15 protein-coding genes are annotated in these 14,817 nt (G+C 68.8%); 11 read left to right on the forward strand and 4 right to left on the reverse strand.

The genetic code is table 11. From position 1 onward, the window contains the following. On the forward strand, window positions 1-780 hold the full coding sequence (locus tag AQY21_RS11160; protein WP_058097735.1) for a SagB/ThcOx family dehydrogenase: 780 nt from the start codon (window positions 1-3) through the stop codon (window positions 778-780). 127 nt (window positions 781-907) lie between these two features. Continuing rightward, window positions 908-2,800: a BTAD domain-containing putative transcriptional regulator gene (locus AQY21_RS11165; RefSeq protein ID WP_058097736.1), complete on the forward strand. Its 1,893-nt coding sequence runs from the start codon at window positions 908-910 to the stop codon at window positions 2,798-2,800. Here AQY21_RS11165 and AQY21_RS11170 read toward each other — a convergent pair. The 3 genes from AQY21_RS11170 to AQY21_RS11180 all read right to left on the reverse strand — a co-directional run bounded on the left by AQY21_RS11170 (window position 2,797) and on the right by AQY21_RS11180 (window position 5,853). Continuing rightward, window positions 2,797-3,525, reverse strand: coding sequence for a hypothetical protein (locus AQY21_RS11170; protein ID WP_058097737.1), 729 nt, complete (start codon window positions 3,523-3,525; stop codon window positions 2,797-2,799). The two genes, AQY21_RS11165 and AQY21_RS11170, sit on opposite strands and share 4 nt — an antisense overlap. Window positions 3,526-3,538: 13 nt before the next feature. Beyond that, complete coding sequence (locus AQY21_RS11175) at window positions 3,539-4,891, reverse strand: hypothetical protein (RefSeq protein ID WP_238986748.1); 1,353 nt, start codon at window positions 4,889-4,891, stop codon at window positions 3,539-3,541. Window positions 4,892-4,962: 71 nt separating this feature from the next. Next, a complete protein-coding gene (locus AQY21_RS11180) occupies window positions 4,963-5,853 on the reverse strand; it encodes a YcaO-like family protein (RefSeq protein ID WP_058097739.1) in 891 nt (296 codons plus the stop codon). A 484-nt stretch (window positions 5,854-6,337) separates the two neighbouring features. Here AQY21_RS11180 and ugpB point away from each other — a divergent pair, with 484 nt between their 5' ends. The 4 genes from ugpB to AQY21_RS11200 are packed head-to-tail and all read left to right on the forward strand — an operon-like array spanning window position 6,338 to window position 10,497. Then, window positions 6,338-7,633 carry a sn-glycerol-3-phosphate ABC transporter substrate-binding protein UgpB gene (gene ugpB / locus AQY21_RS11185; protein ID WP_058097740.1) on the forward strand — a complete coding sequence of 432 codons (1,296 nt, stop codon included), beginning with the start codon at window positions 6,338-6,340 and terminating at the stop codon, window positions 7,631-7,633. Window positions 7,634-7,682: 49 nt separating this feature from the next. Further along, complete coding sequence (gene ugpA / locus AQY21_RS11190) at window positions 7,683-8,564, forward strand: sn-glycerol-3-phosphate ABC transporter permease UgpA (protein ID WP_024845151.1); 882 nt, start codon at window positions 7,683-7,685, stop codon at window positions 8,562-8,564. Continuing rightward, a complete protein-coding gene (gene ugpE, locus AQY21_RS11195; RefSeq protein ID WP_058097741.1) occupies window positions 8,557-9,420 on the forward strand; it encodes a sn-glycerol-3-phosphate ABC transporter permease UgpE in 864 nt (287 codons plus the stop codon). Before ugpA ends, ugpE begins: the two co-directional genes overlap by 8 nt. Further along, entirely contained in the window at window positions 9,421-10,497 is a 1,077-nt protein-coding gene (locus AQY21_RS11200) for a sn-glycerol-3-phosphate import ATP-binding protein UgpC (RefSeq protein WP_058097742.1), read from the forward strand. It begins immediately after the preceding gene. On the opposite strand, the gene ligD is transcribed toward AQY21_RS11200, so the two are convergent. Beyond that, entirely contained in the window at window positions 10,494-11,396 is a 903-nt protein-coding gene (gene ligD, locus AQY21_RS11205; RefSeq protein ID WP_238986749.1) for a non-homologous end-joining DNA ligase, read from the reverse strand. The two genes, AQY21_RS11200 and ligD, sit on opposite strands and share 4 nt — an antisense overlap. 124 nt (window positions 11,397-11,520) lie before the next feature. On the opposite strand from ligD, the gene AQY21_RS11210 reads away from it, so the two are divergent. From AQY21_RS11210 to queE, 5 genes are all read left to right on the forward strand, one after another. Continuing rightward, window positions 11,521-12,525 (forward strand): alkaline phosphatase D family protein, encoded by a 1,005-nt coding sequence (locus AQY21_RS11210; RefSeq protein ID WP_369807757.1) that lies wholly within the window; start codon window positions 11,521-11,523, stop codon window positions 12,523-12,525. 39 nt (window positions 12,526-12,564) lie between these two features. After that, window positions 12,565-12,951: a hypothetical protein gene (locus tag AQY21_RS30185; protein ID WP_369807758.1), complete on the forward strand. Its 387-nt coding sequence runs from the start codon at window positions 12,565-12,567 to the stop codon at window positions 12,949-12,951. Between the two features lie 94 nt (window positions 12,952-13,045). Further along, window positions 13,046-13,747, forward strand: coding sequence for a 7-cyano-7-deazaguanine synthase QueC (gene queC / locus AQY21_RS11215; RefSeq protein WP_058097744.1), 702 nt, complete (start codon window positions 13,046-13,048; stop codon window positions 13,745-13,747). Further along, window positions 13,747-14,100, forward strand: a complete 354-nt coding sequence (locus AQY21_RS11220) for a 6-pyruvoyl tetrahydropterin synthase family protein (protein WP_058097745.1) — start codon at window positions 13,747-13,749, stop codon at window positions 14,098-14,100. The genes queC and AQY21_RS11220 overlap by 1 nt, the downstream gene beginning before the upstream one ends. After that, window positions 14,097-14,804, forward strand: a complete 708-nt coding sequence (gene queE / locus AQY21_RS11225) for a 7-carboxy-7-deazaguanine synthase QueE (RefSeq protein WP_058097746.1) — start codon at window positions 14,097-14,099, stop codon at window positions 14,802-14,804. Before AQY21_RS11220 ends, queE begins: the two co-directional genes overlap by 4 nt. The last annotated feature ends 13 nt before the right edge of the window (window positions 14,805-14,817 follow it).

Consider the following 14,817-nt stretch of genomic DNA (forward strand, 5'->3'; position numbering starts at 1 on the left):
ATGAGCATCCCCGTCCACGACCCCACCGCCCTGTCGCGCCTGTTCCACCTGAATTCCGAGCCCTGGCTGAACGAGGCCGCCTATCGCGCCGGCCCCTATCTGCAAGATTTCCGCAGCTATCCCCAGGCGCCGCGCGTGGTCTTGCCCGCGACCGGCCCCGGTGGGGTCGAGGCGCTGGCGATGGCGCGCCGCTCGACCCGCGCCTTCCTGCCCGAGCCCTTGCCGCTTGCGGCGCTGGCGCGGCTCCTGCGTGCCGGATACGGGCTGACCGGCCCCGAGCCCTTCGAGACCGGCGGCCGTTTCCTGCGCCGCAGCGTGCCCTCGGCGGGCGGCACCTATCCGCTGGAGATCTATGCGCTGGTGGCGCGGGTCGAGGGGCTGGCGCCCGGCATCCACCACTACGACGCCCAGGGCGAGGCGATGGAATTGCTGCGCCCCGGCCCCTGGCAGGCCGAGGCCGAGCCGATGTTCTACACCTGGCCCTTCGTGGCCGAGGCGCCGGTGATCCTGTGCCTGGCCGCGATCTTTTCGCGCACGCAGAAGAAATACGGGCCGCGCGGCTATCGCTATGTGCTGCTGGAGGCCGGGCATGCCGCGCAGAACCTCTGCCTCGTGGCGGCGGAACTGGGGCTGGCGAGCCTCTGCATGGGCGGGTTCCGCGACAGCCGGCTGAACGCGCTGATCGGGCTTGCCCAGCCGGGGGAGGGCGTGGTCTATACCCTGGCCTTCGGCCGCGCCGCCGCCCCGGGCGAGGTGCAGCCCGGCGATGCGGGCCGATAGCGGCCGCTAAAAACCCCCGTTTTGCTGCGATGAACCGTTGATCGCGGCCCCGTTATGGCGAATCCTTGCAAAACCATGGGTTGCGGGTTCGTCGCGCGGCCGGTGCAAGTTGCGGCAAGGGATGCGCATGGAACTGGACAGCCTCTTGCAGGTTCTGGGCGGTTTGCGCCTGCGCAAGGCGCGGGCGCTGCTGTATTTCCTGCTGGCCGACCGGACGCCGGTGCATCGCACGGAAAAGGTCACCGACCTGTTTTGGCAGAATTCGGACGAACGCAAGGCCTCCGCCTCGTATCGCCAGGCGGTCAAGCATATCCGCCGCGCCATGGAGGCCATGCCGGGCTGGGCCTTGGAGACCAGCGCGGGCGAGATCGCCTTGCGCCTGCCCGGCGGCTTCGTGCTGCAAGAGGAACTGGCGGCGCGGTTGTCCGGCCCGGGCTGGGACGCCGAGGAGGCCGGTCGCATCCGCCTGCTGATCGACCAGACCGTGCAGCTGGAAGGGATCAGCGCCTCGTTCGACAGCTGGCTGGCGATCACCCGGGCCACCTTGCTGGCCGGGGTGCGGCAAGTGCTGGACCGCCGGCTGGCCGGGCTGGCGGGCTCCGACCCCGAAACCCAGCGCCGGCTGGCCGAGTTTGCCGTGGCGCTTGAGCCCTCGAACGAGAATGCGACGCGGCTGTTGATGCGGCTGGACTGGCAGGCGGGCCGTCCGACCCGGGCCATCGAGCGATACAACACGCTTTACGCCCATCTCGACGAGATGTTCGACCAGGAGCCCGAGGCCGAGACCGTCGAGCTGCTGGCCGCCATCAAGCTCGATCCCGGCGGCGGCGGGCGGCACGGGCCGCAGCGCGACCGGCTGCCGCAGGTCAGCCTGTCGGTCCTGTTGCTGGATGCCGAGGGTGCGGGGCGCGACCTGGAAAGCCTGACCAACGTGCTGTTCGCCGATCTGCGCATGCGCATGGGCCGGTTCCGCGAATGGCACATCGTCGAGGAGAACGCGCCCGAGCCGGCGCAGGTCCGGGTCACGCTGAAGCCGTTCCACCTGCCCGGCGGGCTGCGGCTGTTCGTAGAGGTGCAGCGCGGCGCCGGCGGGCACCTGGTCTGGTCGGAATGGGTCGAGGCGCCGCAGACCGATTGGGAGGCCAAGGTCCGCGTGCTGCTGTCCAACATCGCCAACGCGCTGTCGGTGGTGGTCTCGGACCGCTCGCTGTCGGATTCCGGCTCGGGCATCTATGACGACTGGCTGAGGGCGCAGGCGCTGCTGGACAGCTGGTCGCCCGAGACCGAGGCCGAGGCGCTGGCCATCCTGCGCGAGATCGCCGCGCGCTCACCGCCCTTCGGCCCCGCCCATGCCGAACTGGCCGGCGCGCTGAACGTGCGCCATGTGCTTCTGCCCGGCACCTGCCAGACCGAGGAGCTGAAGCGCGACGCCATGCATCACGCCATCGTCGCCGTCACCGCAGACCCGCTGGACACCCGCGCCCATCGCGTGCTGGCCTGGTGCTTTTGCCACCTGGGCTATTTCGACCTGGCCGAGTTCCATTTCGACCAGGCGCTGGTTCTGAACCGCAACAACCCGCTGACGCTGGCCTCCTGCGCGCTCGGCTTTGCCTTTGCGGGCGATTTGAAGAAGGCCGGCGGGCTGGTCGCCGAGACCAAGCGCCATGCCGCGGTGATGGAACCCTTTCACCAGATCTATCTGGCGGCGGCGGATTACCTTTGCGGCGATTTCGCGGCGGCGGCGCGGCAATGCGAAAGCGGCGCCGGGCTGATGCCGACGGTGGGCGGCTGGCACAGCGCCGCCTTGTGGCGGCTGGGGCAGGCCGAGGCGGCGGCGCGGCGGCTCGACGCCTATCTGGCCGAGCTGCGCGGGCAATGGCACGGCGCCCCCGATCCCACGGATGGGCAGATCCTCGACTGGTTTTCATCGGTCTTTCCCTTGCGCGACGAACGCTGGCGGCAAGAGCTGCGCGAGACGCTGGAACAGGCCGCCGCGGCCCGAAGCCGCTTTCCCGCCTAGCGGCACATGTTCGTGGCATAGATCCCGACCGAGCGGTGAAAGGCGCGCAGAGGGCTGGACATGATCTCGTTCTTCACGTCCTTGGCCGGTCGGCCGCTGCCGTCCTTGAACCGGCTGCGTTCGTGGATCGCCTGCTCCATATGCGCCTCCAGCGCGGCTTGCAGCGCGGGGGTCCAGCCCGGCTCGGCGCGGGCGGCGAACTCGCGCACCATCTCCAGGATCTCGGTCTGCATGCCGGCCAGCATCAGCGCCCGGTCCAGCTCGTAGGACAGCGGCGGGCGGAACCCCTCGACCTCGCCCTGGGCGCGCAGCATGGCGTCGGCGATGCCCAGCGTCTCGTCCGAGGGCACCACCAGGATGCGGGTGTTGCGGTCGGGCTTCCTGCTGCCGCGGCGGCGGCTTTCGAACTCGATGCGGACGGTGGTGCCGTCCAGGATCGCCTCGCGCTCGGCATCGCTCAGCGGCGCCGCGCCGTCATGGGCCGAGAAGTCCTGCACGACCAGCGCGCGCTTGACGCGTTCCTCCAGCGCGTCCAGTTCGGCCTTGGGCACGCCGGACTTGCCGCGCTGCGACAGCTCGACCATCAGCCGGCCGATATATTCGACATTCAGCGGCTCGCCGTCGGCGCCCTTTTCGGCGCTGATGTTGCCGTCCTTGTGCAGCCATGCCTCGGGCTGGTCCACCTCGGCCCCGATGATGATGTATTTGCGGCGCGTCCCTGTCATGGTCGTTTCTCCGTCATTGCCTGGCAAGCGTGATGAGTTCCAGCATGGTCGCGGGCCGGGGCAGGCCGGCGGTCGCTTCGGTTTCGGGCGCCAGCACGACGCGGCGGATCGAGCCCAGCACCGAGCCGCGCAGCAAGGCGCTGCCCAGGGGGCCGAAGCCGCCGCGCCGGCCGTGCAGCTGTGCCTCGACCATCAGGAACTGGTAGAGCGGGCCCCATTCCAGCCCCTCGGCATCGATGCGGATCGGCGCCTCGGGATGGGCGGCGGCGAAATCCTCGGCCAGCCGGGCGGGGGCGATGCGCGCGGGCCAGTCGCCGGGCAGGGCGGCGATGGCGGCACGGATCGGATCGTTGCCCGGCCGCAGCGATCCGGCCTCGGCGGCCGAGCGGCTGTCCAGCGCGATCACCGCCGCCGCCGTCACCGGCGCGCGCAGCTCGGGCGCCACGCTGGCCGAGATGCCGGTCAGCGGCGCGCTGGGGCTGGCGCCGAAGAACAGCGGCCAGTCGATGCGCCAGTCGGTCTCGGCCTCGCTGGGGGCATAGCCGCGCTTGAGCAGCGTGCCCAGGTTGTGCAGCCCCGAGCGGCCCAGATCATAGGCCGCCAGAGGCAGGGCGTGGAAGGCGCGGCACAGCCCGTGCAGCAGCGTGGTCTCGTCCAGTGCCCAGCAGCCGGGCAGGGTGTCGCCGTCCAGCGCGGCGATCTGGGGATGCAGGAAACGCGGCAGCAGGTCCCCGGCCAGGATGCCGTGCCAGCAGCGCACGGCATGGACGCGCGCCAGCACATAGGCGCGGAACGGCTCCTGCCCGCCGGCCGTCAGCGCGCGGGCCAGCCGGTTGTGGAACTGCATCCAGGCCACCGTCAGCTCGTGCAGCATCAGCGAGTCGCGGTTGCGCTCGTCGTAGATCGCGCGGATCGGCCGGGGATCGGGGTCCGACGAGGCGCCGGCGGCACGGGCGTAAAGCCGCGCCAGCCGCGCGCCGGGGGTCAGGCGGAACAGGCAGGTCTCGGGGTCGTAGACATGGGTCAGCATGGCCGGGCCGGGGCCATAGACCGTTTCCAGCGTCAGCGGATTGTCGATCAGGTTGTAGCGCCTGGCCGGGCCGACATCGCCTTCGGTCCGGGCATAGGGCACGCTGTCGGCGGGAACGCTGCTGCCCATGTCATGGCCCATCAGCTGGGCCAGATAGGTATAGCCCGAGGGGATATGCGCGGTCCGCTCCAGGCAGGCGACGCGCCAGTCCGGGGTGGTCCGCAGCAGGATCTGGGGCAGGTGCTGGGCGATGTCCGGGCGGTCGTCCCGGCGCGACAGCGGCGAGGCCAGCGCCCCCATGTCGCGCAGCGTTCCGCGCAGCGGGGCGCAGCCCATGGGACAGGCGCCTTGCCCCGGTCCCGGTCCTTGAAGGTTTCTGGCAAAACCGTCGTCACGCATCGCGATCCTCACAAATAGGGCAGGCCGGCCTCGTCGGTGAAAAGCGGCGCCGGCAGGTCGGGACGGCAGATCCAGACGCTGAGCGGCCCCTCGGGCGGCGAGATCTCATGGCAGGCGGGCGGGGTGTCGAAGCAGCCGCTGGAATCCGCATCGCCCGGGGGTTCGGGATGGATGGCGGCGGCTTCGGGAAACAGCAGGGCGGAACGGCGGGCATAGCCGCGGATCCGGTTGCGCACGGGTTGCAGCGCGCCCTCGCAGCCGAAGGAGCGGGCGGCCAGCAGTTCCATCAGGTTCAATTCCATCAGCAGGAGCTCGCGCAGGGCCTTCTCGGCCGCCCGCACCGGATCGCGATGGGCGCCATAGCCCAGCACCGGGTCCTGACCCTCGGGGCTCATGCTGCGGCAGATCATGGTGCGGGGGCCGCCTGCGCCCTCGATCTGCCACCAGTCGGTGCGCCGTCGCAGCGCCGCACCGTCGCGGGCCCGGTCCAGCCGCGCGGCCAGCCCGGCCTGCCGGATCCAGTCGGCGGCCACCGGCCGAGCTGGACGCCGGCCCAGCCACCATTCCGCGACGGCGCGGCGCTCGCAGGCCTCGTCCATGGCGGCCTCGCGTGCCGGTTCGGGATCGGGATGCGCGGCCAGCCCGTCGCGCCAGGGCTCGAAGACGCCGCCGCTGGCGCGGAATGCGGCCAGCGCCAGGATCTCGGCGGTCTCGCCGGCGCAGCGGTCGAAGGCCTCGTCGCGATCTTGACCGGCGCCGCTGGCGGTGCGGCCGCCCCTGGTCAGGGCTTGCAGGATGACGAAGCCGGGCGCGAAGAAGCTTTCGCGCCAGTCGTAACGCTGCCAGCTTGCGGTCGGGTCAGAGGCGTGGGGGCCGGGTTGGGGGCCGGGTTGTTCCATTGCGTCGTGGGTGTCCTTGGCAGAAGGCTTTCCCGATCCTGGCGCAAGCCTGTGATTACGGCGTGAATTTTCCCACGCCGGTGCGGGACGAATGGCAAACATGTCGCCTTGTCTGCCCCTGTGCCGGATGCGTGCCGGATCGGATGGCGGCCCGAGCGCCGGCCGCGCCGCTTTCGGGACGTGACGAAACCGCGGCCCGCCGCTGGCGCCGATCAAAGGCCGTCATCGGGAAATCGCATCAAGACTTGCCTCCTACATACTGCTGTCATTGGATTTTCATGAACTTGTGCCACAGGGGCGCTGTGACCGGCGTGGCACTTGCCCGCTGCCTGCCATACCAGAAGGCTCAGATGCGAATTGACACCCCGGCCCTTGGCAGGTGACAAATCCGCACAGGGAGACGGACGGTGCGTGGCGGGCGGCTTGGCCCAGGTGCCGCCGTCCGGGAGCGATGACGCCGCAAGGCACGACTCGGAGGAAAACCATGCAAAGAACCGTATTCTGGCTTGCCGGGCTGATGGCGTTGCCCGTCGCGGCCGAGGCCAAGACCGAAATTTCCTGGTGGCACGCGATGACCGGCGCCAATGCCGAGGTGGTGACCAAGATCGCCAATGACTTCAACGCCAGCCAGGAAGATTACGAGGTGAAGCCCGTCTTCAAGGGCACCTATCCGGAAACGCTGAACGCCGGCATCGCCGCCTTCCGCGCCGGGCAGGCCCCGGACATTATCCAGGTCTTCGACGTGGGCACCGGGGTGATGATGGGTGCGCAGGGCGCCATCAAGCCGGTGGCCGAGGTGCTGCAAGAGGGCGGCTACGCATTCGACAAGAGCCAGTATCTGCCCGGCATCGTCGGCTATTACTCGACGCCCGAGGGGGACATGCTGTCCTTCCCCTACAACTCCTCCTCGCCGATCCTGTATTACAACAAGGACATCTTCGAAAAGGCGGGGCTGGATGTCGAGAACCCGCCCAAGACCTGGGCCGAGGTCTGGGCCGCCGCGCGCCAGATCAAGGAATCGGGGGCCGCGACCTGCGGCTATACCTCGACCTGGCTGACCTGGATCCATACCGAGAACTTTGCCGCCTGGAACAATGTCAGCTGGGGCACCAACGAGAACGGCCTGGCCGGCACGCCCGAGCTGAAGATCGACGGCCCGCTGTTCGTCAAGCATTTCCAGGAGCTTGCGGACTTGGCGAAAGAGGGTGTCTTCGTCTATGGCGGCCGCACCAGCGAGGCCAAGCAGAACTTCACCTCGGGCGAATGCGGCATCCTGACCGAAAGCTCGGGCGGGCTGGGCGATATCGTCAAGTCGGGCATGAATTACGGCATCGGCCAGTTGCCCTATGACGAGACCGCCGAGGGCGCGCCGCAGAACACCACGCCGGGCGGTGCCTCGCTCTGGGTGATGGGCGGCAAGTCGGACGAGACCTACAAGGGCGTCGCCGCCTTCTTCAACTACCTGTCGCAGACCGAGGTGCAGCAATATCTGCACGAGCAATCGGGCTATCTGCCGGTGACCATGGCGGCCTATGAGGCGACCAAGGGCTCGGATTTCTACCAGCAGAACCCGGGCCGCGAGACGCCGATCCTGCAAATGATGGGCAAGGAGCCGACCGAGAACTCCAAGGGCGTGCGCGCGCCGAACCTGCCGCAGCTGCGCGACATCCAGAACGAGGAATACGAAAAGATGCTGGCCGGCCAGCAGGACGCGGCCACGGCGCTGAAGAACGCCGTCGAGCGCGGCAATGCCGCGATCCGGGAAGCCGCGGGCGGCTGAAACCAGGGGCGGGCGTTGCGGCGCCCGCCCGATCCGACAAGGGGGACGGATGAGACGCACGGTCTTTCCGCACAAGCTGCTGCCCTGGCTGCTGCTGGCGCCGCAACTGGCGATCACGCTGATCTTCTTCTATTGGCCGGCGGCGCAGGCCTTTCGCCAGTCCGTGCTGCGCGAGGACGCCTTCGGCCTGAAGACGACCTTCGTGGGGCTGGCGAATTTCCGCAAGGTGCTGAGCGATCCGAACTATCTGAACTCGGTCCGGGTGACGGTGGTGTTCTCGGTGCTGGTCGCCTTCTGCGCCATGGCGATCGCGCTGTTCCTGGCGGTGCAGGCGGAGAAGATCATCCGCGGCAAGGGCTTCTATCGCACGCTGATGATCTGGCCCTATGCGGTGGCGCCCGCCATCGCCGGCATGCTGTGGCTGTTCATGTTCAATCCCAGCTTCGGCACCCTGGCCTGGCCGCTGCGGCAGATGGGCATCTACTGGAACCCGCTTCTGGACGGCGAGCAGGCCATGGCGCTGGTGGTCGCAGCCGCGACATGGAAGCAGATCTCCTACAATTTCCTGTTCTTCGTCGCGGGCTTGCAGGCGATTCCCCGCTCGCTGCTGGAGGCGGCGGCGATCGACGGCGCCTCGCGCCGCCATGCCTTCTGGACCATCACCTTCCCGCTTCTGGCGCCGACGACCTTCTTCCTGCTGGTGGTGAACACCGTCTATGCGCTGTTCGACACCTTCGGCATCATCCATGCGGTGACCGGCGGCGGCCCCGGCAAGGCGACCGAGACGCTGGTCTACAAGGTCTATAACGACGGTTTCGTGAACCTGATCATGGGCGACAGCGCCGCGCAATCGGTGATCCTGATGATCATCGTGATCGCGCTGACCGCCTTCCAGTTCCGCTTCATCGAGAGGAGGGTGCATTATGGCTGAATCCTCTCCGCTGGCCGCGCGCGGCGCCGGGCGATTGCTGGCACATCTCTGGATGGTGCTGGGGGTGATCGTGGTGGCCTTTCCGGTCTATTACGTCTTCGTCGCCTCGACCCATTCGGTGCAGACCATCCTGCGCCCGCCGCTGCCCCTGCTGCCCGGACCCGAGGCGGCGCGGAACTATTCCGATGCCTTCTCGGGCGGGATCAGCCGCATTGGCGGGGTCAGCCTGTGGCGGCTCCTGGCCAATACCACCATCGTCGCCATGGGCATCGCGCTGGGAAAGATCGCGATCTCGATGGCCTCGGCCTATGCCATCGTCTTCTTCCGCTTTCCGCTGCGCATGGCCTGTTTCTGGCTGATCTTCATCACCCTGATGCTGCCGGTCGAGGTGCGCATCCAGCCGACCTACAAGGTCATGGTCGATCTGGGACTGATCGACACCTATCCGGGGCTGATCCTGCCCCTGATCGCCTCGGCCACCGCGACGCTTCTGTTCCGGCAGTTCTTCATGACCATCCCGGACGAATTGCTGGAGGCCGCGCGCGTCGACGGCGCCGGGCCCTGGCGGTTCTTCAAGGACATCCTGTGGCCCCTGTCGCTGACCAATGTCGCGGCGATCTTCGTGATCCAGTTCATCTATGGCTGGACGCAATACCTGTGGCCGCTGCTGGTCACCAATTCCAACGAAATGAACACCATCGTCATCGCGCTGAAGAAGATGATCTCCTTCGCCGATGCCGATACGCCCTGGAACCTCGTGATGGTCACAAGCGTGCTGGCCATCCTGCCGCCGATCCTGGTGGTGGTGCTGATGCAGCGCTGGTTCGTCAAGGGCCTGGTCGAGACGGAGAAATAGATGGCCCGCATCCTGCTCAACGACGTCCGCAAGAGCTATGCGGGAAACCAGGTCATCCACGGCATCACCATGGAGATCGCCGATGGCGAGTTCGTGGTGATCGTCGGGCCGTCCGGCTGCGGCAAGTCCACGCTGCTGCGGATGGTGGCCGGGCTGGAGGCCATCAGCGCCGGCACGGTCGAGATCGGCGGCAAGGTGGTCAACGAGCTGGAACCGCGCCAGCGCGACATCGCCATGGTATTCCAGAACTATGCGCTTTATCCGCATATGTCGGTGCGCGAGAACATGGCTTACGGCCTCAAGATCGCCAGGCTGCCGAAAGCCGAGATCGAGGCCCGCGTCGCCAAGGCCGCGACCATGCTGGAGCTGGAGCCCTATCTGGACCGCAAGCCGCGCGCGCTGTCGGGTGGCCAGCGCCAGCGCGTCGCCATGGGCCGCGCCCTGGTGCGTGAGCCCGCCGCGCTGCTGCTGGACGAGCCGCTGTCGAACCTGGACGCCAAGCTGCGGGTGCAGATGCGCTTGCAGATCAAGGAGATGCACCTGCGCACCGGCCAGACCACGCTTTACGTCACCCATGACCAGGTCGAGGCGATGACGCTGGCCGACCGGCTGATCGTGATGAACAAGGGCGTGGCCGAACAGATCGCCACGCCGCTCGAGGTCTATGAACGTCCCGCCAGCGAATTTGTCGCCGGCTTCATCGGCTCGCCGGCGATGAACATCTTTACCATCTCTACGGCGGAGGGGCAGGTCACCCTGCCCGGCGGTGCGATCCTGCCGCTGCCGGGCCTGCCGCGCGGCGGCGATTTGCGGCTTGGCCTGCGCCCCGAGCATCTGCGGCCCGCCCAGCCGGGCGAGGCGGCAATCCCGGTCCTGCTGCGTTCGGTCGAGCGGCTGGGTGCCGATGCCTTCGGCTATGGCATGATCGACGGCTCCGAGGTGCCCTTGGTGCTGCGCCTGCCCGGCACCAGCGGGCTGGCGCGCGGCGACCGGGTCGAGGTGGTGCCCGATCCTGCGCATCTGCATGTCTTCGACCCCGGCAGCGGCAGGCGCATCGAGGGCCGAACGGGGGCTTAGTCGGCCAGCGCCTTCTCCAGCGCCGCGAACATGGGTCGGGTCAGGCTTTGTCGCTCCCGCGTCACGCCGGCCCAGCCGCGCTCCTGTGCTGCCGCGATGCCGAAGGCGCGGGCGGTCTTGATCCCGGCCAGTTCGTCCCAGCCGACCGGGGCCGCCACCGGGGCGCCGGGCCGGGCCCGCACCGAAAAGGGCGCGACCGCCGTCGAGCCGCGCTCGTTGCGCAGCCAGTCGATGAAGATCCGCCCCTTGCGGCTGGCCTTGGCCAGCTCCACCGTATAGCGGTCCGGTTCCTCGCGCGCGCAAAGCGTGGCGAAGCCGCGGGCGAAACGCTTGAGCTCCTCCCAGCCGAGGTTGCGGCGCAAGGGGACGACCAGATGCACGCCCTTGCCGCCGGTCAGCATCGCCCAAGGCTCAAGCCCCAGATCCAGCAGCCGGCCGCGCAGCGACAGGGCGGCGCTGCGCACCGCATCGAAGCCCAGCCCCTCGTCGGGGTCGAGGTCGAAGACCAGCCGGTCGGGCCGCTCCAGCCGGTCGCGGCGGGCGGGCCAGATGTGGAACTCGACCGTGCCCATCTGGACCGCGGCGACCAGCCCCGCCGCATCGGTGACATAGGCATAGGCCGCATCCTCGCCATCGCTTTCGGTGATCTGCATCTGCCGGATCGCCTTGGGAAAGCCCTTGCCGGGATGCTTCTGAAAGAAACGCTCGCCCGCCATCCCCTCGGGCAGGCGCAGCAGCGACAGCGGGCGGTTCGCGGCCTCCTCCAGCATCAGGGGCGCGATCCGCTGGTAGTAGCGCGCCAGCCCCGCCTTGGTCAGCCCCGCCTTGCCCGGTCCGACATCGGCAAAGATCACCCGCTCGGGATGCGAGATGGTCACGCCTTCGATCCGTTCGGCCATGGCCGGCTCCCTGCTGCTTTCGGGATCAACGCCGGCGGCGGGGCCGCGGTTCGCCGCCGGCCGGATTTGCGCTTTGCCGCGCCGCGCCTATATCCGTCGCTGCAATGCGAAAAGGACAGGCTGAATGATGGACGTGGCACAGCAACCCGACCGGGCAGGGCCGATCCTGCATTTCCGCGGCATGGCGGGGCAGGGCATCCGGCTGGCGGCCATCGTCATCCGGCCGAAGGACGAACCCGCCCCGCCGCCGATCCGCCTGTCGGAGGCCGAGATCGCGCCGCAACGCATCGCCGAGATCGCCGGCCTCGCCGTCTGGCGGCACGATTTCACCCTGACCGCACAGGATCGCGGCTATGAATTCGAGGGCCGCTTTCACGAGGTGGTCACCGATCTGTCCGGCGATCTGCGTCTCGCCTTCGTCTCCTGCAATGGCGAGGAGAACGGCGACCTGGACCGCGACGGCGCCGAGCGCAACCTGATGTGGACGCGGCTGGCTCGCGACCATGCCCGCGCGCCCTTTGCGCTGCTGCTGCAAGGCGGCGACCAGATCTATGCCGACGAGGCGACGCAGGGCCATCCGCTGAGCCGGGACTGGCCCGACAAGGTGCCGCAGGTGGATGATCCCGCCGCGCTGGCCGATCTGGCCGAGCATCTGCGCCGCCGCTTCGTCGCGCGCTATCTGCATGTCTTGCAGGCGCCGGGCTATGCCGCGATGGCGGCGCAGGTGCCGGTGCTGTCGGTCTGGGACGACCACGACATCTGCGACGGCTGGGGCTCGCTGCCCGAGAAACGCAGCCGCTCCGCCGTGGGGCGGACGCTGTTCGGCGTGGCGCGCGAGACCTATCTGCTGTTCCAGCACGGCGCGGTGGAAAGCGACATTCCCGGGCTGTTCCTCGATGCCTCGGGCGCCAGCCTCAGCTGGAAGCGCGAGCTGCCCGGCCTGACCATCGCCGCGCCCGACTTGCGGTCGGAACGAAACCGCCACCGCATCATGGGGCCGGCGGGCTTGCAGGCGGTCGAGGCGTTGGCGCCGCAGGGCGAACACGTGTTCCTGGTCTCCAGCGTCCCGTTGCTGGGCCCGCGCCTGTCGCTCCTGGAGCGGGTGATGATGGCGATTCCGCGCATGTAGCATTACGAGGACGACCTGCGCGACCAGTGGCAAAGCCGGGTGCATCGTGCCGAATGGCGGCGCTTGCTGGCTGAGGTGCTGAAATGGCGCGCCCGTGCCCATGTCACCGCGCTGTCGGGCGAGATCCACCTGGCGACCCGCGCCGTGATGGGGCCGGAGGCGCAGAAGGTGCATCAGCTGGTCGCCTCGGGCATTTCGCATCGCGCGCCGCCGCAAGCCTATGCCCGCGCGCTGGGGCTGTTCGCCGGCTTGGGCGAGGCGCCCTTGCCCGGCCATCCGATCCGCATCCACCCGCTGCCCGGCCAGCGCCACCGCTATGTGGCCGAACGGAACTACCTGACCCTTGCCCGCCGCGACGGGCGCTGGCGGGCGGTCTGGCATCTGGAGGACAGCGGCGAAACCCCGGCGCTGGACATCTCGGAGTGATGCGGCCCGGCGGTTGCGCCGCCGGCCAAAGCCCGCTATGTCGGGCGCCCATACCGGTCGCAGCCTACCCGGTCATCAAAACAAGGGTCACATCATGAAGACGATAGTTGTCTGCTCGGGCGGACTCGATTCCGTTTCGCTGGCGCATATGGTCGCCGCGCAAGGCGGGCTCTCGCGCCTGATCTCGTTCGACTACGGCCAGCGCCACCGCAAGGAACTGGATTACGCCGCCGCCGCCGCCCGGCGGCTGGACGTGCCGCATCACGTCATCGACATGCGCGGGGTGGGGGCGGTGCTGACCGGCTCGGCCCTGACCGGCGGGGCCGAGGTGCCGGACGGGCATTATGCCGAGGAAACCATGCGCATCACCGTGGTCCCGAACCGCAACGCCATCATGCTGACCATCGCCTTCGGCATGGCGGCGGCGATGGGCGATCAGGCGGTGGCAGCCGCCGTGCATGGCGGCGATCACTTCATCTATCCCGACTGCCGCCCCGCATTCACCGAGGCGTTCCAGCAGATGCAGGACGCGGCGCTGGACGGCTATGCGCAGCTGCGGCTGCTGACCCCCTTCGTGCATCGGAGCAAGGCCGACATCGTCACCGAGGGCGCCCGCCACGGCACGCCCTTTGCCGAGACCTGGTCCTGCTACAAGGGCGGCGCCCTGCATTGCGGGCGCTGCGGCACCTGCGTCGAGCGGCGCGAGGCCTTCCACCTGGCCGGCATTCCCGACCCGACCGCCTATGAGGATGCCGATTTCTGGCGGCAGGCCATCGCGGAACGAGGGCGGGCCTGATGTTCCGCATCGCCAAGGAGTTCCATTTCTCGGCCTCGCACCAGCTGGCGCATCTGCCGCCGGATCACCAATGCGCCCGGCTGCACGGGCACAATTATGTCGTCGTGGTGGAACTGGCCGCGGCCGAGCTGAACGCCGACGGCTTCGTGCGCGACTATCACGAGCTTGCGGCGCTGAAGCATTATATCGACACGCATTTCGACCATCGCCACCTGAACGAGGTGCTGGACGGCCCCTCGACCGCCGAGGCCATCGCGCGGCATTTCCATGATTGGTGCAAGGCGCGCTGGCCCGAGACGGTGGCGGTCCGGGTGTCCGAGACGCCCAAGACCTGGGCCGAGTATCGGCCATGACGCTGCGCATTGCCGAGATCTTCGGCCCGACCATCCAGGGCGAGGGCGCGCTGATCGGCGAGCCCACGGTCTTTGTCCGTGCCGGCGGCTGCGACTATCGCTGCGTCTGGTGCGACAGCCTGCACGCGGTGGAGAGCCAACACCGCCACGAATGGCGGCCGATGACCGCCGAGGCGGTCTGGGCCGAGGTGCGGCGCCTGTCCGGCGGCCAGCCGCTGACCGTCTCGCTGTCCGGCGGCAATCCGGCGATCCAGGACTTCGCGCGGCTGATCGCGCTGGGACGCGCCGAAGGCTACCGTTTCGCCTGCGAGACGCAGGGCTCGGTCGCGCAGCCTTGGTTCGCGGACCTGTCCATGCTGGTGCTGTCGCCGAAGCCGCCGTCCAGCGGGCAGGTGGTCGATTGGGACGCCTTCGACCGCTGCCTGAAGGCGGGCGAGGGCGCGGGGCAGCAGGTGCTGAAGATCGTGATCTTCGATCAGCGCGACCTGGACTGGGCGCGCGAGGTGGCCGCCCGCCATCCCGGCCTGCCGCTCTACCTGCAACCGGGCAACCCCGAGACCGATCCCGCCCTGCCGGTCGATCCGCAGGCCCTGGCCGACCGGCTGCTGTGGCTGGTCGAGAACACGGTCGGCCGCGGCTGGCTGAAACCGCGCATCCTGCCGCAGCTGCATGTCCTGATCTGGGGCAACCGGCGCGGCGTCTGACATTCGGAGGGAA

This window comes from Paracoccus sp. MKU1 (genome assembly GCF_001447385.1).
In the GTDB taxonomy this organism is placed as follows: domain Bacteria; phylum Pseudomonadota; class Alphaproteobacteria; order Rhodobacterales; family Rhodobacteraceae; genus Paracoccus.